Origin of the sequence: Methyloversatilis sp. XJ19-13, assembly GCF_024580155.1 — a bacterium.
GTDB lineage: Bacteria > Pseudomonadota > Gammaproteobacteria > Burkholderiales > Rhodocyclaceae > Methyloversatilis.
Genome location: NZ_JANINH010000005.1, coordinates 187,586 through 208,480, shown reverse-complemented (window position 1 = coordinate 208,480; position 20,895 = coordinate 187,586). Strand labels below are relative to the sequence as shown.

Annotated in this window: 3 protein-coding genes; 1 reads left to right on the top strand and 2 read right to left on the bottom strand. The window is 65.4% G+C overall.

Going from position 1 to position 20,895, the window contains the following annotated elements; translation table 11 throughout:
• Positions 1-921 (top strand): ZIP family metal transporter, encoded by a 921-nt coding sequence (locus tag NMQ14_RS08970; protein ID WP_257095336.1) that lies wholly within the window; start codon positions 1-3, stop codon positions 919-921.
• 12 nt (positions 922-933) lie between these two features.
• Here the strand turns inward: NMQ14_RS08970 and NMQ14_RS08965 are convergent, their stop codons facing one another.
• Together NMQ14_RS08965 and NMQ14_RS08960 are read right to left on the bottom strand one after the other, a co-directional pair.
• Entirely contained in the window at positions 934-1,716 is a 783-nt protein-coding gene (locus NMQ14_RS08965) for a FecR domain-containing protein (protein WP_257095334.1), read from the bottom strand.
• A gap of 11 nt (positions 1,717-1,727) precedes the next feature.
• The gene (locus tag NMQ14_RS08960; protein WP_257095332.1) at positions 1,728-20,852 is read right to left on the bottom strand and encodes a filamentous hemagglutinin N-terminal domain-containing protein; all 19,125 of its coding nucleotides are present in this window, start codon (positions 20,850-20,852) and stop codon (positions 1,728-1,730) included.
• Positions 20,853-20,895 lie beyond the last annotated feature (43 nt).

Below are 20,895 nucleotides of genomic sequence, written 5' to 3'. Positions count from 1 at the left end.
ATGGATTCCCCGCCCGCCCACGCCCCCAAAGCCCCTGTCGAGGCTGCCGCATCGCGTCTGAGCATCGACCCGACGATGCAGTTCATGTTGATGATCGGTGTCGCTGCGCTGGCGGCGGTGCTTGCGTATGCACTGAGCGGTCCGCGCAATCCGCTCGCCTGGCAGTGGGGCATGCTGGCCGGCCTCGCCGGATTCGGCGCGACCGCGATCGGTGCCGCGCCGGCCCTGGGCTTCCGTTCCCTCGGTCAGCGGGGCGAGGACATCCTGCTCGGCTTTGGCGCCGGCATGATGCTGGCGGCTTCGTCGTTTTCGCTCATCCTGCCCGGGCTGGACGCGGGCGAGTTGCTGACCGGCTCGCGCGCCCTGGGTGCAGCAGTCGTCGTGACCGGCATGGCGATCGGCGTCTGGCTGATGATGGTGCTCGACGCGCTGACACCGCATGAGCATGCACATTGCGGCACATGCGGGCCGGAAACCCGCATGGGACGCGTGTGGCTGTTCGTCAATGCAATCGCACTGCACAACCTGCCGGAAGGCATGGCGATGGGTGTGTCTTTTGCTCAGGCCGACATGTCGGTCGGGCTGCCGCTGTCGACCGCCATTGCGATTCAGGATATTCCGGAAGGCCTGGCCGTCGCGGTCGCGCTGCGCGGCGTGGGCATGTCGCCGTGGAAGGCAGTGGGCATTGCCGCATTGAGCGGATTCATGGAACCGCTCGGTGCGCTGATCGGCCTGGGTCTGTCGAGCAGCTTCGAGTTGTTCTATCCGGGCGGCCTCGGGCTGGCGGCCGGCGCGATGATATTTGTGGTGTCACACGAGGTGATACCGGAAACCCATCGCAACGGTCATCAACGGGCCGCCACGCTGGGGCTGATGGCGGGCTTCATGGTCATGATGGTGCTCGACACGACGCTGGGCTGATTGACTGCCGGCTCACTGCACCGTGCACGAGGCGTCGGCGTCGCTGCCCAGACCGGTGCTGCCGCCCAGCCCGCCCGGCCCGGGACGTGCCGCGGTGGACGACGGCAAGGCCTTGTCCAGCCCGGGGTTTTCGGACAGCGTTGAGGGCGCGCTGTCCTTGCTCGACACGACACCGGCCTGACCGACGTTGAAGGTTTTTGATCCGGCATCGTTCTTCACTTCAATGCTGCCTTCCTCGACGTCGAACACCAGCGCCGGTTCGCCCGGCTTGCGGTCCTTGGCTTCTTCCAGCGCCTTGATGCAGGCCGGATCTTCCTTTTCCGCCTCATCGCACAGCAGCATGCCGAAGCGCGTGCCGCGGATGCCGATGGTGGCGGTGACCGTGCTGGCGCGGTAGCCCTCGCGGTTGCGCTTGCCGATCAATCCAGTCACGGCACGCAGGCCGCCCTTGAGCAGGCTGTAAAGCAGGCTGTCCTTTTCCGGCTTGGCTTCGTCGAAGGCGAAACCGTCGATCTTCACCTTGCTGCGCGGGCGCAGTGCCAGCGAGGAACCGTCACCGAATTCGATGCGCGCCACAGTGCTCTTTTCGGTTGTGATCACGTCGCCGTTGTAGATCGACGAATCGCGCCCGAGGATGCGCGTCTTGTTGTCGGGCGTCTGCACGTACATCGTGCCCGACACATAGCTGACGCGACCCGCGGTGGGCACTGGCGTGGCCTGCGGGTCTTCGGCCTGGGCCAGCGGCACCATGACGAGTGTCGCGGCGAGCGTGCTGAGGTGACGTGCGTAATACATGACAGGACTCCTTATCTGCACTGCAGACGGCTGGCGCTGAATTCGCGCAGCGGCTGTTCGAAGGACGGACCCGAGGCGGTGACGATTTCGCTCAGCGCGTCGATGCTTGCGATGTTCACATTCTGCGGGGGCGTGAAGGCCGGGGCGGACGGCAGCGCGATGCGCGGCGGCTGGAAGATTTCCGGCAGCAGCGTGGTGGTGATCACCTGCACTTCAGGTTGCGTGACAGCCGGCGCTGATGCCACCGCAAATATCACATTGATCTGCGCCGTTCCACTGCCCAGACTGAGCGTGAAGCGCGCCGAGTCGTTGCCATTGAAGCCGGCGTTCGCCGTGTATTGCCACGCCGACTGCTGGCCATCCAGCACACCGTTGTTCGGACCGCTGGACAACACCGCACCGCTGCGCAGACTGAACAGCAGCGGTGTACCCCCGGTGGCGGCAAACATCTGGTTGATGACCGGCGCCGACGTGGGCGAGAAGCTCAGCGTGCCGTTGCCGCCGATGCGGTTGAAGATGTCGGGGGGCAGGTCGCCGCCCAGTTCCATCGTCGCGTTGTCGCCGATGACGAACAGACCGCCGCCGCCGATGCCGCCGGTCAGGCCGAGATTGCCCGCACTGGCCTGCACGTTGCCGTCATTGACAAGGCGTACAGCGACGTTCGACGTGCCGCCGCCCAGTGTGCCTTCCAGCGTGCCGCGGTTGACCAGGCTGCCTGTGCCGCCGACGCTGGTGTTGCTGCCCAGTCCGAGCGAAGCCCCGTCACTGACGATGAGTTGCGAACCGCCGTTCAGCGCCAGCTGAGTACCGGTATCGAGCAGGCCGGAACCGCCTACGTTCAGCACGGCGCCGTTCAGTGCCAGGCTGCTGCCATCGAGCACCGTGTCGCCACGCACCACGATGACGCGTCCATTGCCGCCGATCGAACCGGCCGTCCAGGTCAGGTCGTCGGTCACCGTCAGCGTGCCGTTTCCGCCGATGTTGCCGGCAACACGCAGGTCGCCGAAGGTGGCGTTGCTGTTGAAATTGACCAGTGTGTTGCCACTGACGCGCGTCTCGCCGCCGACGTTGTAGCCGCCGTTGATGTTGAACACGCCGCCCGAAAAGGCAGTGAACTCGACGTCACCCGGACCGGTGATCGACGAGCCGGGCCCGAAGTCGCGGAAGGCGTCGCGGAAGCGCAGCGTGGCGCCTGAATCGACCGAATAGGCGCCGCTGTCGGCACCCGGTCCGGAAGCGTCGGCGTCATGCGCCAGCACCGACAGTGTGCCGCTCTCGACAGCGACCGAACCATTGTTGGCGAAGATCATGCCGCCGCCGCTGCCGAACTCGAATGTCGCACCGCTATCGACGATGACGCTGCCGTTGTTGTTCAGCGAGGTGGTGGTCAGATTGCCGGCACTGCCGGACAGCACGTTCAGCGTGCCGTTGTTGGTGAACACGTTGCCGCTCATCGTGCCACCGGCGTAGTTCAGGACGCCGTTGTTGAGCAGCGCGTTACCGAAGTTGAGGTTGCCGCCATTGAGGTTGAGCGTGCCGCCCGGCTGCACGGTGGTCGGTGCATTGAGCACGCCGCCGGTCAGCGTCAGCGAGTTCGCGTTGCCGATGGTCAGACCGGCCACGGTGACGGTGGGTATCGCGTTCAGCACGACATTCGATCCGCCCGCGAGCGTGATGAACACGAGGTCATTCACACCGGGCAGCACATCGCCGGTCCAGTTTGCTGCATCCGTCCACAACTGGCTGCCGGCACCGCCGTCCCAGCAAATACCGGTGGTGCAGGCGGTGTAGCCGAGGCTCAACGAGCTGCCGAGCGTGCGTGTCGTGAAACCGGTCGGTGCCACCAACTGGAGTGCGCCCGCGTCGAGCGCGCCACTTGCGGTCACCACGGGCAACTGCATGCCTTCAACCGGTACCGCCGAGCCGAGCGCTTGCACCTCGAGTACGCCATCCAGGAGCGTATCCCCGCGCACATCGAGCACGTCGAACTGGTTGGTCGAGGTGCCCGCAAATTCCGCTTCGATACGCCCTGCGGCGGTCTGCGTGACGTTGCCGAGCACGGTCAGACGGCCGATCTGGTCGTCGCCACCCGGGCGCACGACGCCACTGTTGGTCAGCGTGCCGCCACCGACATCCAGCGTGCCGCTGCCTTCGATCGCGCCAGTGTTGGTCAGTGCCGAGGCGGTGGTGATGGTGGCGCCTGCGGCAATGTGCATGACGCCGCTTACGGTGCCGAGCGACGCAAGCTGCAGCGTGCCTGTTTCGCCGCGGTAGCTGCCGCCCTGATCCGAGAGGCGCGCCTGATTGGCGAAGCCGCTGCTGCCGGTGCCGCCGGTCTTGGCCAGCGTGCCGGAATTGTTGAAGTTGCCGCCATTGCCGGAGTTCTCGGAGATGACGTTGTCGCCGGTGAAGTTGAAGCGTCCGGTGTTGTTGAACTCGGTGCCGTCGTTGATCAGCAGTTCGCGGCTGTTGCCGCCGGCGACGGCGTAATTGACGATGCCGGCGTTGTTCAGAGTGATCCCGCTCAGCGTGTGGAATCCGCCGCCCACGCTGTCGTTGATGTTGAGCGTACTGGTGGTGAGCACGTTGAGTGCGCCGGTGCCACCCGCGTTGGTCACCGTGCTGCCGCTGCTCCAGTTCAGCGTGCCGTCGATGGTCAGGTCGCCGTCGGCACGGATGGTTGCGCCGTTGAAGTTCGAGGTGCCGCGCAGCACGGAGCCATCGCCAAAGGTCTGCGTGCTGCCATTGAAGCGCACGTTGTTGCCGGCGAGGTTGAACACGCCGGCGTGATTGCCCGCGGTCTGGATCAGCAGCGTGCCGGTGCCCGAATCGACGGTGCCGCCGTCGAGGTTGTTGAATCGTGCCTGATTGGCGAAGCCACTGCTGCCGGCGCCGCCGGTCTTGGCCAGCGTGCCGGCATTGTTGAACTCTCCGCCATTGCCGGAGTTATCGGAGATGACGTTGTCGCCGGTGAAGTTGAAGCGGCCGGTGTTGTTGAACACGGTGCCGTCGTTGATCAGCAGTTCGCGGCTGTTGCCGCTGGCGACGGCGTAATTGACGACGCCGGCGTTGTTCAGGGTGATGCCGCTCAGCGTGTGGAACCCGCCGCCCACGCTGTCGTTGATCATGACGTTCGCACCGTCAGCGACATCCAGCGTGCCCGGGCCGCTGATGATCGAGCCCGCGGTCCAGTCAAGTTCGCCACTGATGGTCAGCGTGCGTTGCGCGGCAACGGTGAGCGTACCGCTTGTGTGCGTCAGCGTGCCTTCGATGTCGAAGTCGCGGTTGAACGTGTAACTGCCCGGCGCAAAGGACACCGCGCTGCCCAGCACGGTGCGGCCGAAGCCGGTGTGGCTGCCGCCGGTCTGGCTGAATGCAGTCGACACGAACAGGTCGCCAGCGCCATTGAAGGTGCCACCGGTCTGCGTGAAGCGTGTGGCGTCGAGCCGGCCGTTGGTCACCAGTGTGCCGCTGCCGCTCAGCGTCAGATCGCCGGCAAGCGAAGACACGAGACCGCTGTTGGTGCCCGACACGCCAGTCAGCGTCAGTGAGCCGGCGCTGATCGTCAGATTGTTGCCAGCGGTGCTTGTCAGGTTGGCGATGGTGTGGCTGCCGCTGTTCAGCACCACAGTGCTGCCGCCCTCAAGCGCGATGAACACCAGATCGTTCAGGCCGGGCAGGGCGTCGCCGGACCAGTTCGCGGCGTCCGTCCAGAAGGCGGTACCCGCACCGCCGTCCCAGCAGATGCCGCCGCAGACGATGCTGCCGAAGCTGATGCGGAAGGCGTTGCCATCGATCGCGGTCGCGTAGCCTGCTGCCGGCGTCTCGATCGACGCAAACCTGCCGCTGATGCCATTGCCCGCGGTGATCAGGGCAATAGACAGCGGACCGCGTGTGTAGGCAGGGTCTTCGCCTATCACCAGTGTGCCGCCCAGCGTGACCGACCCGCTGACGGCAAGCTGGTCGTAGGTGCCTGCAGTGGTACCACCGATCCAGAGGTCGAGGACGCCGGAGTCGGTCTGCACGAAGTTGCCCGTCACGCTCAACGTGCCGTACTCGAGGGTACCCAGGGCGCCGGCGTTGGTCAGCGTGCCGCTCGTGCCGACGTCGATCGTGCCGTTGCCGAAGATATCGCCGCCACTGTTGATCGTGAAACCGCCGAGGCGGCGCAATACGCCCCCGGCACCGAGATCGGCATCGCCGTTGTAGGTCAGTGCGCCACCGATTTCAAGGGTCGAGCCCGCACCGATCTCGATGAAATTGTTGTGGGTGAAGGTGCCACCGCCCGGTGCGCCGGAATAGCCGATGTTGAAACGCAGCCGGCCGCTGAAGACGTTGATCCGGCCATTGTTGGTGAAATTGGTGTAATTCGCCGTGCCGCCCGGAATGCCCAGCGTGCCGATGGCGAACTCGCCCGAGCCGGCCGTTTTCGATATGACGCCGCTGTTGTGATTCACCATCGTGACGGTGCCGGTACCGGTCGAGCGGTCGCCGAAACTGAAGTCCGAAGCCAGATCGATCAGGCCGTGGTTGTCTACGCGCCCGGCACCGATGACATCGATGTGGCCTTCCAGCCAGTTCAGCGTGCCGAAGTTGGTCAGCGAACCGGCGCCGAAGCGCTTGTAGCTGGTCGATTGCACGTCGTCGCTGCCGGTACCGCTCAAGGTCAGCGATGCGCCGTTGGCGATGACGAGGTTGCCGGTCAGCGTGCCGCGCGTCCAGCTGCCACCGCCGACGATGCTGAACGTTGAGTTGCCCGCCAGCGTGCCGCCATTCCAGTTGTAGGTGCCGGCGCCGGACGCCGCGTTCAAGGTCAGCGTGCCGCCGGTCTGGGTCAGTGAACCTGCCTGCAGACCTGCCTGCGCAATGACCTGGCCGCTGTCGGCCAGTTCGAGGTTGGCGATGGCGCCGGGTGTGCTCAGCGTGAAGCGGGCAGAATCCTGCACGCGCACGGTGAAGGTGTTGTTGGCGATGGGTGGCGCGGTGGTCGCACTGGTCACCTGAGCCGTATTGATGAATTCGATGCGTCCGCCGCCGTCGAACTGACCGGTCGCATCGAGCAGGTAGGTCGCGCTGCCGCCGTAGCGCGCGGTGGCACCGAAGGCCACATTGACCACACCGGCGTTGCTGGCGCCGCCGGTCGTGGTGAGCGAGCCGCTGTCCAGCGAGAACCGGCCGCCCTGTTCGATATCCAGTCGTCGTGCGATCGTGCGGGTGCCGGCGGCGTAGCTGAAGGTCGATCCCGCAGCGAAAACGAGGCGCCCGGTACCGCTGGCATCACCGCCGCTCCAGGTTGAACCCGACTGGGTGAAGGTGGCTGTTCCGCTGCCGCCGAAGACGCCCGATGACAGCATCAGTCGTGCAAGTTGCGCTGCACCGTTGAAGTTTGCCGTGCCGCCGCTGATGACCAGATCGCCGGCCAATGTGGCCACGTCCGTCACCGTGAGGCTGCCGCCCGACACGACCAGCGTATTGCCGGCCGCGGTATTCAGACTGCGTATCGTGTGAATGCCCTGGTTCAGCTCGACACTGATCGTGCCCAGATCGATGAACACGAGGTCGTTCGTGCCGGGCAGCAGATCGCCCGTCCAGTTGGCCGCATCGGTCCACAGCAGCGAACCGGCGCCGCCGTCCCAGCACACGCCACCGCAGATCGCGCCGGCGAAACTGAGCACCTGACGGTTGCCTACGACCTGTGTGCTGTAGCCGCTCGGCAGCGTGACGGTCGAGAAGCTGCCGCTGAGCGCGCTGGCGGTCACCACATCGGAGGTGCCGCCGGTCGAGATGTAACCCGGCAACTCGCTGACCACCAGCGTGCCGCCCAACGTGGCCGTGCTGCTGATGATCAGCGCATCGGTGCCGACGTTGCCGCGTTCGATCTGCAGTGTGCCTGTCGCGTCCTGGGCGTAACGGCCGGTGATGTTGAGCGTGCCGATCGCGCCGGCGCCGCCCGGGCGCACGAGGCCGCGGTTGGTGAACGTCTGTGTTCCCAGTGCCAGCGTGCCGAAACCGCTGACGATACCGGTATTGGTGGTGGCCGCACTGGTGTTGCCGAAGGTCGTTGACGCAAACAGGTCGATCGTGCCGGCGTTGGTGAAAGCGCTGGCCACGCTCAACGAGCCCTGGCCGATCGTCAGCAGACCTGATTGGTTGAAACCAATGTTCGACGTGATCGCGGTCGAACCACTACCCACCTTGGTGAGGGTGCCTTCGTTCACCAGCAATCCGCCGCCGCTCGAATTCACGTTGAAGTTGCCGTTGCCGCTGTCGAACAGCAGGCGGGCGCCGCTTGCGTTGCGCAGCACGCCACCGTTGTTCAGGCTCACCGCGCCGCTGGTCTTGAAGATCCGGCTGCTGCCGCTCGCGTTGGTATGGACGAGAGTGCGAGCGTCCAGGAACTGCGTGTTGGCACCGGTGATCTGCAGCGGCCCGCTGACCGTCAGCGTACCGTCACCGGCGATCGTTCCGGCAGTCCAGTCATAGCGGCCGCTGATCGTATTGGCGCCGGTGCCCAGCAGCGTGCCGCCGCTGTGTATCAATGTCGATGCGATGGCTGCGCCGTCGGCCAGACTCAGCGTGCCGCCGCTCAGCGAGAGGTTGCCGGCTCCGGTCATGCTGCCCGTCGCCGCCAGCGTTGTCGTGGCACCCCGGATATCGAGTGTGCCGCCCGCCGCGAGCTGCTGTGCGCCGCTCAGCACTGTCACGCCATTGAGGCTCAGCAAGCCCTGCTGGACATTCAACACGCTGCGCTGGTCGAACTGCAGACCGCCGTTGTAACCGAGGTCGAGCGTGCCCGCGCCGGTCTTCGTCAAGGTGCCGAGATTGTCGAAGCGGCTGCCTGTACCGGTGCTCTGGTAGATGTACAGCGTGTTGTTGTTGTTTCCGGTTTCCAGCGTCAGCAGCGCACCAGCGGCGTTCTGCAGCAGCGCGCCATTGTTCAGCAGGATGCTGCGACCGTTGTTGTTGCCGATGCGGCTGTTGCCGGAGGCATTTGTGTGGATCAACTGCGTGGCGTTCAGCGTGACCGTGTTGGCGCTGACCTGGGTCAGCACGCCGTTGAGGGTCAGCGTGCCTGCGCCACCGAGCGTGCCGGCGGTCCATTGCAGGTCGCCATCGACGATGACCGAAGCGCCCGTCGCAACATTCAGGGTGCCGCCGCTCAGCAGCACATCGGTGGTGATCGAAGCACCATCGCCCAGCGTCGTGGTGCCGCTGCTTTGCTGCACGCGTCCGTCGCCGCTGAAACTCGATCCGGCGGCCAGCGTGCTTGTGCTGCCGCTCAGCAACAGCAGCGCGTCGGTCGAGATCTGCTGCGTACCGGCAAAAGTGCTGACTGCGTTGTTCGAAAGCGTGCCCTCGTCGATCAGCAGGGTGCCGGACTGCTGGACGGTGAGGGTGCCGTTGTAGCCGAGGTCGAGCGTGCCGACCCCCGATTTCACCAGCGAACCGAAGTTTTCGAACCGGCTGCCGGTGCCGCCACTCTGGTAGATGTACAGCGTGTTGCCGCTGTCTGGCGTGTCGAGCGTCAGAAGCGAACCTGCGGCGTTCCTGAATACGGCGCCGTTGTTGATCAGCATGCTGCGGCCGTTGTTCGTGCCGACCCGGCTGCCGCTGCCCGTGTGGGTATGCACCAGCGTCGCGTTGTCCAGCGTCACGTTGCTGGTGCCGACCAGTTGCAGCTCGCCCGACACGGTCAGCGTGCCGCCCGGCACGAGCACGTTGTTCGCCAGCGTGTTGCCGCCGCTGACGGTGCCGGCGCTCCAGTCGTAGCGGTTGCTGATCAGTGCATCGATGCCCGGTGCGATCCGCAGGGTGCCGGCCGATTGCGCGAAACGGGTGTTGATCGACGTGTTGTCTTCCAGCGCGAGGGTGCCGCTGTTCAGGCGGAACTGGCCCATGCCGTCGATTCGGCCGTCCGCCACCAGCGTCGTCGTGCCGCCGACAACCTGCAGCGTGGCGCCTTCCGAGATTTGCTGCGTGCCGGCCAGCAACACCGCATTGTTCAGCGAGGCGGTGCCCTCGCTCACTACGAAGTGACCGAGCTGGTCGAAGCTCACATTGCCGAAGCTGCCGAAATCGACGTTGCCGGCGCCGCTCTTGGTAAGCGTGCCGGTGTTTTCGAAGCGGCTGGCTGCACCCGAGTCATGGTCGATGTAGAGGTTGCCGTTCGGCGCCTCGATGATCAGTGCGAGCGTTCCGGTATTGCGGAACAGTCCGCCATTCTCGATGTTGAAACCGCTGGCTGAAGTGTTGGCGATGCGGCTCTCGCCGCTGGTGTCGTGATGCTGCAGCGTCGTGGCGTCGATGTGGACGGTCGTGTTGCCGCTCTGGTCGAATACGCCGTTTGCGTCGAGCACGCCGCCACCGTTGATCGTGCCGCCGCTCCAGTTGAAGCGGCCGTCGATGTCGGCACGGGTGCCGCTGGCGATGTTCAGCGTGCTGCTGCCGCTCAGGTTGAACGTCGACGCGATGCGTACGCCATCGCCCAGTATCAGCGTGCCGCCGCTGTGCGCCAGCGTGCCGGCACCGTTGAACAGGCCACCCGCCGCAACCGTGGTCGTACCGCCGAGCACCTGCAGGAAGGCACCGGCCGAAATATTCTGCGTGCCGGCGAGGCTGACCGTGTTGCCCAGCGTCAGGCTGCCCGCTTCGACATTGAGCGTGCCGCCCTGCAGGAAGGTCATGGCGCCGAAGTTGCCGATGTCGGCGCGCCCGGCACCCACCTTGGTCAGCGTGCCGGTGTTCTCGAAGCGGCCGCCGAGCGGACCGGTGTCCTGATCGATGTAGAGGATGCCGTTCGGTGCTTCGACCGACAGCGTCAGCGAGCCGGTATTGCGCAGCAGCGCTCCGTTCTCAAGGTTGAAGCCGCTGCCCGAGGTGTTGGCGATACGGCTGTTGCCGCTGCTGTTCGAATGCACCAGCGTGGTCTGGCGCAGATAGACCGTCGTATTGCTGGACTGATCGAGCACGCCCGCCAGCGACAGCACGCCGCCGCCGGCTATCGTACCGCCGCTCCAGGTCAGGTTGCCCGACATCGCGGTATTGCCGGCGACGTTCAGCGTGCCGCCCGACAGGTCGATGCTGGCTGCGCTGCTGGCCACATTCAGGTTGACGGTGCCGGAGTCGATGTCCAGCGTGGCCAGGCCGAGGTCGGCATTGATGTTGGCGACATAGTTCGCGACGCGCAGCGTCGACGACGGCAGCGTGACGGCCGCGTTGAAATTCACGGTGCCACCGCGGGGCGTCAGCACCGCAAAGGCCAGACCACCCGCATTGAAGGTAGAAGTTCCGTTGCCCTGATCGAAATCGGCAATCGTGCCGCCACCGTTGGCGATGAACTGGCTGGCGGCAGCGCTGACCGACACGCCGTTCAGGTCCAGCGTGCCCAGTGCTTCGAAGCGGCCACCATTGATCGTCAGCGTGCGGCCGATGCGCGTCGCGCCATTCACGGTCAGACTGCCGCCGCTGATCGTCAGCGATTCTTCGGACGACAACGACCCTATGGTCCACGTGCCTGTGCTGATGGTGACGGTCGGCGTGACGCCCACGCGATCGATCAGCACCGTCTGCGTCGCTGAGTTCGGCGCTGCGCCCAGTGACCAGTTGCTGCCGACCGACCAGTTGCCGTCGACATTGCTGATCCATTCGTTGATGCCGGTCAGCGCGCTGCCATTGCCCAGAACGTAGTTGGCCGCGCCGTAGTAGCTGCCGTAGCCGAAGCCCGCCGGCACATCGAGTGCTGCGAATTCGCGACCGGCGATCCGCGCGTTGTAGCGCACCAGACGGAAGCCGGTGTTCGCGCCCGGCGTGTAGCCGCCTTCGTGCGTAGCGCGCAGCGTGCCGCCAAAGGTGACCGTGCCAGTGACGTCCAGTGCGTCGTACTGCGTGCCGCGTTCGCTGCCGGCGATGCCGACCTCCAGCGTGCTGGCGGCACCCAGCACCAGATTTCCGGTCAGCGTCAGCAAACCGTCCGGGCGCAGCACGCCGTTATTCGTGAGCGTGTTCGCACCCAGATTCAGGCTGCCGAAACCGCGGATGACACCGCTGCTGGTGAAACTGGTTGATGAGGTGATCGCGCCGCCTTCAAGGCGCAAGGTGCCGGCGTTGGTCCAGCCGGCGTTGCTGGTGAAGGCCATCGTCTTGCCCGGGGTACCGGCGACGGCGGTACCGGAGAAGGTGCCACCGGTGCCCATGAAGATGTCGGCGGACTGCGTGCCGGTGAGGTTGATTCCGGTGCCGATGTTGAGTGTGCTGTTGCCGTGCCAGGCGGTGAAGCTGTTGTAGATGGCGCTGCCGGCGAAATCGATGGTGCCGTTGCCGGCGATGTTGAGTGTGGTGAGACCGGCGCTGGTGTTGCCGCGCAGATAGGTCCAATTGCCGGTGCTGGCCAGACGGATGGTGGCGCCGTCGAGCGTGAGTCCGTTGGACCAGACGCTGGTGAGCGCGTTGAAGGTGCCGCGCGCTTCCATGCTCTGGCCGTTGTCGATGACATACAGACCGGAACCGTCTACGCCCTCGACGCCGGCGAGCGTGGTGTCGATGAGGTAGCCGACACCATTCATGACGAGCGCACCACCGGCCGGGTTGTTGGCGCGGATGGTGCCGCCGGTGATCGATCCGCTGAGCAGCACGACGCCGGTGGAGTCGTCGAGCAGCAGCGTGGCGTTGGTGTTGTTCAGTGCTCCGGTGATGGAGAGGGCGCCTGCGGCGACGCCATCGCGATCGAGGGAATTGAACGAAGCGGTGTTGAAGGTGCCGCCGAGGTTGAGCGAGCCGCTGTCCAGATCGAGCGTTCCGGAAGAGGCCCAGGTGGTGTTATTGCTGGATGTCAGCGAGACGATGCCGCCTGCGGCGCGCAGGGTGCCTGCGTTGTTCCAGTTGCTGCCGCTGAATTCGAAGGTCTTGCCGGTTGCGGCGGCGATGGCGGTACCGGAGAAGGTGCCACCGGTGCCCATGAAGATGTCGGCGGACTGCGTGCCGGTGAGGTTGATTCCGGTGCCGATGTTGAGTGTGCTGTTGCCGTGCCAGGCGGTGAAGCTGTTGTAGATGGCGCTGCCGGCGAAATCGATGGTGCCGTTGCCGGCGATGTTGAGTGTGGTGAGACCGGCGCTGGTGTTGCCGCGCAGATAGGTCCAATTGCCGGTGCTGGCCAGACGGATGGTGGCGCCGTCGAGCGTGAGTGTGCCGCGGGCTTCCAGGATGCCGCCGTTGCTGATCGTGACAAGTGAATTGCCGGTGACGCTGGCGAGCTTGCCCAGCGTCACGTTGTTCATGATGCCGCCGGTCACTTCGAGCCCGGCGCCGCCGATCGCCACCGCGACATTGTTCAGATTGCCACCGGCGATCCCCGATCGCGCGCCGAGAAGGTTCAGCACGCCACCGGTCACCGTCCCGCCGCTCAGCGACAGCCGGTTCAGATCGAGCTGTGCGCCTATGTTTAGGGTGCCACCCGATACCGACAGCAAGCCGTTGATGACCGAGTCATCGGTCAGCGTCAGTGCCCCGCTGATGACGGAAATGTTTTCATTCGAAAACAGGCTGTTGACCGTGAAAGGTCCGCTGGTTGCGGTACGCACGGTGACAGTGAGGTCACCCGCCTGATCGATGACGACATCGTTGCCGGCGGTCGGAATCAGTCCGCCGGCCCAGTTGGCGGCAACGTCCCAGAAGCCCGACGATGCCGACGTCCAGGTGCTGGAAATGGTGCCGGTGGCAAAGCTCAGCGCGTTCGAGAACGTGGTGGCCGTCGCCGTGAGTCCGTTGGTGTCGATGCTTGCGAAACTGCCTGTCAGGCAACCGTCGGTCGAACAGGAGAGGACGGTGTAGCGGTCCTGCGCACCGAGCGTGACACCGGCCGCCGGCGTGATGATGAGATCGCCCCCGAGTGCCACACTGCCGCTGACCTGCAGCCTGTCCTGCTGCCCGATCGATGTCCCCAGCAGATCGGCTTCCAGCGATCCGGCCGCGGTCTGCACCAGATTGCCCTGAATGCTCAGCACGCCCGCGCTGCCACTGCCGCCCGGCTGAAGCAGGCCGGCATTGGTCAGCGTGTTGTTCAACGTGCTGGCGTCCGTGCCGGTTCTGACTTCGATGGTACCGACGCCGTCGATACTGCCGTTGTTCAAAAGGTTGGCGTTGCCGGTGGCCAGGGTGGCGTTGTTCAGCAGCGTGACCCGACCGTCGTTGACCGGGAACGCGCTGGCCGTGAGTACACCTTCTTCGATGCGCAGCACGCCAGTATTGGTCAGAGGCATCTCGAGCGTGAGCCCGGTCGGCCCGCGCTTGACCAGCAGACCGGCGTTGTCGATGCGACCGGTCGCGTTAGTGATGCGCGCATCGTTTTCGAGCACGACGCTGCCGCCCGAGGCAATCGCAAGGCGCGCGCCGTTCAGGCGCAACGCGTAACCGTTCTGGTCGGCAACCGTCAGGTTGCCGGTGACGCGAATTTCGCGCGAGGTGTCCTTGTAGGCATTGGTCGACGCGATGATCGATGTTCCGGCAAGCGTGACCACGCCACTGCCTGCCAGCGAGCCGGTATTCCATGTGAATCGATTGCCGATGGTGACATCGGCGGTGCCGCCGAGCGCACCACCGCTCAGTTCCAGATTGGCGATGCCGGTTGCCGCGGTCGCGGCAAACGTGCCGCCGCTCAGGCGCAGCAGGCCCGGGCCGGTTATCTGCGTGGCGAGGTCGGCGGTGATCGTGCCGCCGGTCTGCTGCACGGCGCCCGGCCCGGCGAACAGGAAGCTGCCGCCGATGACGTTGTTCGACGATCCGTCCGCCGAAATGAACAGGGTGTTGCCTTCGGCCACGACGATGCGTCCGCCGGCTGCAGACGACAGCTGGGCCAGCCCGTTGCCCGCACTGTTGAAGCTCTCGTTCATGTAGAGGTAGGCATTGCCGCTGGTGGCCAGCGTGCCGGTCGCACCCAGGTGCAGCGTGCCGCCGTCGCGGATGTAAAGATCCGAACTGGTGGAGTTCGACAGCGTCAGCGTGCCGGCGACTTCGAGCCGTCGCTGCAGGTACTTGATCGTGTTGAGCTGGGTCAGCGCGCCGTTGCCGGCCAGGATCGTTGTTCCGGTACCCGTCATCGTGCCGGAACGCCAGTCGAGCTGGTTCAGCGTGAACGCGCCGGCGCCGTCGAGCGTGCCGCCGGTCAGTTCCAGATTGGCGATGCCGGTCGCCGCGCCCGCGAACAGTGTGCCGCCATTGACGCGCAGCACGCCGGCGCCGGTGAATGCGCTCGTCTGATCGACAGTGAGCAGGCCGGAATCGAACTGCACGGCGCCCGGTCCGGCCAGCGTGAAATTGCCGCTGATCAGGTTGCTCGCGGCGCCGTCCGCCGTCAGGAACAGCGTCGTGCCGTCGGCCACGGCGATACGCCCGCCGGCTGCCGATGTGAGCGCTGCAACGCCGTTGTTGCTGCCGTTGTTGCCCTCGTTGAAATAGATGTAGCCATTCGTTGACGTAGCCAGTGTGCCGGTCGAAGCAATGTGCAGCGTTCCGCCATCGCGGATGTAAAGGTCCGAACTGGTGGAATTCGACAGCGTCAGCGTGCCGGCGACGTCTAGACGGCGCTGCAGGAACTTGATCGTATTGAGTTGGGTGAGCGCGCCGTTGCCTGTCAGTATCGTGGTTCCGGTGCCGGCCATCGTGCCGGAGCGCCAGTCGAGCTGGCTCACGGTGACCGTGCTGGCTCCGGCGAGGGTGCCGCCGGTCAGTTCCAGATTGGCGATAGCTGTCAATGCGCCGGCAGACAGCGTGCCGCCATTGAGCCTGAGCACGCCGCTGCCGGAAAACGTCGTGGCCTGATCGATGTTGAACAGGCCGCTGTGCACTTGCACCGCGCCCGGCCCGCTCAGTGCGAAATTGCCGCGAAGATGGTTGCTGGCGGCAGTGTCTGCCGTAAGGAACAGCGTGGTGCCGTCGGCGACGGCAATGCGCCCGCCGCTGTCGGCGCTGAGGACGACGCTGCCGTTATTGGTGCCGTTGCTGCTTTCGTTCAGATAGATGTAGCCATTTGCCGAAGTCGCCAGCGTGCCGGTGCTCGCGATGTGCAGCGTGCCGCCGTCACGGATGTACAGATCGTAGTTCGTGCTGTTGCTTAAGGTCAGCGTGCCGGCGACGTCAAGCCGGCGATGCAGGAACTTGTAGGCGCTTGCGGAACCGATGGTCGCCATGGTGCCGGCCGCCAATACGGTGCGCCCGTCGCCCGACATCGTGCCGCCCGACCAGTCGAAGGCGTTGCCGATCGTGAAGTCCGCGGCACCGGCCAGCGTACCGCCTGACAGCGTGAAGCGGCTCGTGATGGCCGAATCGGCATTGACGAGCAGCGTACCCCCCGACACGAGGAAAGTGCCTGCACCGGTGATCTGTGCGCCGTCGAGATGGATCGTGCCGGCCGACATCTGCAGCGTCGAGTCAGCCGCGATCTCCAGCGGCTGGCCAGCAATGTTGAAGGTGCTGGATTCCATCAGCACGCCGCCGCCATTCAGCGACGATGCGACCATGCCACCGATCGACGCGCCCTGGCCATCGCTGTAACCGTGCAGGCGCAACAGCCCGCCGCGGCTCTGGATGTTGCCGCTGATGTCCAGATACTGCAGGTAGGCGTTGCCGCTGCCTTCACCCTTAGCAAGCGTACCCAGGGCGGTGAGTCGGCCACCGCCGGTCGTGGAACTGGACCCGCGCAGGACACCGTTGTCGTTCAGCAGCAGCGTGCGACCTTCGGCAATGACCAGTTCGCGATCGATGGTTCGCGTGCCGCTCAGCGTGACCGAGGTATCGAGCACGGTGCGGCCGGTGCCACCCATGTTGCCGCTCAGCCAGTTGAAGTTGTCGCGCAGCGTCAGATTGCCGCTGCCGACAAGATCCGTGTTCGACAGGTTGTACGTTCCGGTACCACCGATGACCGAATCGCCCTCAAGCGTGAATCGACCGCTGGTCATCGCGAACGTGCCTGCGCCGGTCACGTTCAGGCGGGCCGAAAACTGATTGCCGAGGTTGTTGTCGGAAAAGAGCCTCAGCGTCAGTCCGTCAGCGACATTGACCGTTGCCCCTGCATCGGCGCTGAACAGCGTTACGCCGCTGGCACCTGCATCAAAGTAGAAATGACCGTCATTCGTCGTCGAACGCAGGGTGGCCGTCGAGGTCAGGTGCAGTGAGCCACCGTTCTGGACATACAGCCAGTAGTTGTTGTCTGCCTCGAAGATGCCGGAGATTTCCAGCCGCCGCTGCAGAACCTTGTTGGCGGTCACCTGCGGCATTGAGGCGTCACCGCTGATATGCGTCGTGCCGGCGCCGTACATGCCGCCGCCGGTCCACACGAAGCGGCTGTCGATATCGAGATTGCCGCTGCCGCTGACACTGGCGCCCCTCAGCGCCAGCAGGCCGTCACCCCCGATGGCCGAGTCTCCGGTCAGCGTGATGTTGCCGCTGGTCAGGGCAAACGTGCCAGTGCCGGTCAGATCGACATCGACCGACATTTCATTGCCGAGGTTGTTGTCTGACGACAGGTTCAGTGTGCGCTCGGCCGCAATATCGATTTCGGCGCCGGCAGCCGCTGTGAAGCGCGATGTGCCCGTGGTACCCGCCTGCAGATAGAGGTTGCCGTCGTTCGTCGTGCTGCGCAGCCGTCCGGTCGATGTCAGGTGCAGGGTGCCACCCGCCTGCACATACAGCAGGTTGTTGTTGTCCGCGTCGAGCGTGCCGCTGACTTCGAGCCGGCGCTGCAGGAACTTGTTGGCATTCGATTGCGGCAGCGAAGCGAGTCCGCCGATGCGGGTAACGCCGCTGCCGCCCATGGATCCGGATGTCCAGACGAAGCGGCTGTCGATGTCCAGATTGCCCGTGCCGGCCACGTTGGCGCCATTCATCGCGAACAGGCCGGTGCCGCCGATCGAGGACTCGCCGCTCAGCGTGATCAGGCCTCCGCTGAATGCGAAAGTGCCTGCTCCGGTCAGGTCCACATCTGCCGAGAAGGTGTTTCCGATGTTGTTGTCGGAGAACAGATACAAACTGCGCGCTTCACCGACATCGATCCGGGCACCCTGGTCGGCGCTGAATGCGGCACTGCCGCTGCCGCCGGCCTGCAGGTAGATGTTGCCGTCGTGCGTCACCGAGCGCAGCGTGCCTGTCGAAGTGATGTGCAGCACGCCGCCGTTCTGCACGTACAACAAATTGTTGTTGTTGGCGTCGAGCGTGCCGGCCACCTCCAGCCTGCGCTGGAGGAACCGGTTGCCGGTCGCCTGTGGCAGCTGAGCCAGACCGGTGATGCGCGTCACACCATCGCCATACATGCCGCCGTTGAGCCAGCGGAAGTTGTTGCCCAGGGTCAGGTTGCCACTGCCGAACAGGTCGGCACCTGCCATCGCGAGGATGCCGCTGCCGGTGATCACCGAATTGCCGGTCAGGGTGAAGCGTCCGCCGGTCAGCGCAAGCGTTCCTGCGCCGCTGGTCGTGAAACTGGCCGATATCTGGTTGCCGACGTTGTTGTCGGAGTACAGGCTGAGCTGCCGCCCGGCGGCGACATTGACCTGTGCGCCGGCGTCTGCGCTGAACAAGGCGGTACCACTGGCGCCACTGTTGAAGTAGATGTTGCCGTCATGCGTCGTCGACTGCAGCACGCCGGCCGACGTGAGGTGCAGCGTGCCGCCGTTGCGGATGTAGAGCTGAAGATTGTTCTTCAGGTCCAGCGTGCCGGCAATGTTGAGCGTACGGTCGAGATAGCGGTAGTTGAAATTCGGCGGCAACTCGCCGGCACCCGTCAGCGTGACCGCGCCCGTGCCGGTCATGACGCCGCTGTACCAGACCAGCCCGCCGAGTGTCAGCGGTGCACTGCCGTCGAGCGTGCCGGAGAGGTAGAGCGTGCCGGAAATCGCTGCGCTGGCGCCGTCGATGTCCAGCGTGCCGTTGTCCAGCGTGTAGTCGCCGTCGATGGCCACGCCGTCGCCGCCCTGCAGCCGCTGGCCGCCGACATGCATGTCGGCCGAGGTCTGCAGAACGCCGTCGGTGGTGACAGCATTGCGGAACTGGATGGTCGAACCGGTGCCCCGGACCGTACGCAGCAGGATGCTTCCGTCGCCGGCCGTGAGCACCGGCACGATGATGTCGGCGCGTTGGTCGCCGACCGCGGTGCCGTTGCTGTAGCCGGTCTGCATCGTGATGCTGCCGGTGCCCTGCGTGATGATGCGCAGGTTGACGTCGTGTAAGCCGCCGGTCACCAGATCGATGCCGGCACTCGGGCCGCCTTCTTCGCCGCCGAGATTGCGCGTTTCGATCAGCAGGTTGCTGCCATCGGCGAGTACCAGCGTACCGGCAACTTCGCCGGCAAGATTGCCGCTCCCCGTGTAGCTGAATGCACTGCTGCCGACCGTCACCGACCTTTGCGCGCGCAGGATGATGTCGGTTGTCTTGCTCTGTTCCTCGATTTCGCTTTCGAACAGCAGCGTCGGACCGAGCGAGTCGGCCGTGATGGTGCCCGGCGTGACGCCACTCCGGAACAGCTGCGAGCCGTCGGTGCTGCCGTCGCCCGTGCCGCCCTGGATGATGATGGCCAGCGGGTCGAGCAGCAGCTCGCCATTGCGGCCCCGCTCGGCGCGGGTGTCCGTGCGGCCGCGGTAGAGCAGGGCCATCTTGCCGGACACTTCGACCTGACCGCCGTCGCCGCCCTCGCGACCGCCGCGTGCCCAGATGCTGCCGGCGAAGGCGGTGGCCTCGTCCGCCCATACGACGACCTTGCCGCCATCGCCGTTCAGCAGCGCATCGGACAGCAGGCTCACGCCATGTCCGACCCAGCTGATGCGGGCGTTGCGAACCTCCGCATTGGCGCCTTGCCAGTCGCCACCGACGAGGATGGAACCACCGCCGGTATCGCCCGACGCATCGAGCACTGCATCGCCATCGAGCACGACGGTCTCGGCGGTGACGACGATGTCGCCGCCCCGGCCGAGCGGTGCGCTGACCGGTGCCACGGGAGCGGGGCCGGCCGCAGTGACCGGCAGGTCGAGGTCGCCGCCGACGGCCGGTGACGGCGCATTCGTGGCAACGGGAGCGGGCGTGCCTGCGGCAGGGCCGGAATCCACGCGGCCGACCGCTCGCAGCGTGCCTTCGACCGTCGCGCGCTGTTCGGCGCTGACTTCGATACGGCCACCCGCAGTGCCGCTCGCATCCACCAGGGCACCCGCATCCACCTTCACTTCGGGGGCGCTGATGTCGATCGCGCCGCCGGCGCCGTCGGCGGTTTGTGCAACCGTTTCCGACTGTGCGGTGAGCGTGACGGACTTCGAGCCGCGCAGCACGATGCGGCCGTCTTCGGTGCGGTGCGCACCGGTGGCCGAAATCTTGCCGGCCTGCGTGAGCGCAGCACCGAACATGCCGACACTGCCGCCGCGTGCGATCAGCTGACCGAGGTTGATCGCCTCGCCACCGGCTTCGACCCTGACGCGCAGCGACGGCTGATGCGGATCGGCGATTTCGACACTCTTGCCGGCCGCCAGCACGATGTCGCCGTTCTCGGCGGTGATCAGTCCGGTGTTTTCGACATCGGTGGCGATCAGGATCAGCGGGCCGCCGGTCGTTTTCAGCGTGCCGTCGTTGCGCAGCTTGCCGGCATTGCCGTCGGCATCGAACTTCATCCTGCCGGCGAGGAAATCCTCATTCCGGATGTTCAGCGTCGACGCGACCAACCCGGCGGTATCGACCTTCGCGCCGGCACCGAACAGCACACCATTCGGATTGATCAGGAAAACGCGGCCATTGGCGATCAGGTTGCCGAGGATTCTCGACGGATCCTGACCGACCACGCGGTTGAGCACGCTGGCGGTCGAGCCCGGCTGGATGAAGCGGGTGGTTTCGCCCGGCTGGATGGAAAACTGCTGCCAGTTGATGATGGCCTTGTCGCTGGCCGTTATGTTCAGCGTGCTGCCCTGGACCTGAACGCCGACGTTGCCGTGGACCACCTGATGACCGGTCGGGTTGGCGATCGCAAGGCCGGGCAATGCGGCCGCCATGGCAGCCACGACGCGCCGCAGCGCGCGCGCGCCGCCGCCCTTGCCGCATGCCTTCGTTTCTTCCGGCACCGGGACGTAGCCGCCCTTCTCTTCGGAAAAAACCAGTCTGTAGCGACCCTTGTTCATTTCGGCCTCAAGTTCTTCTCCGCGAGGCCGTGAACACGATTAC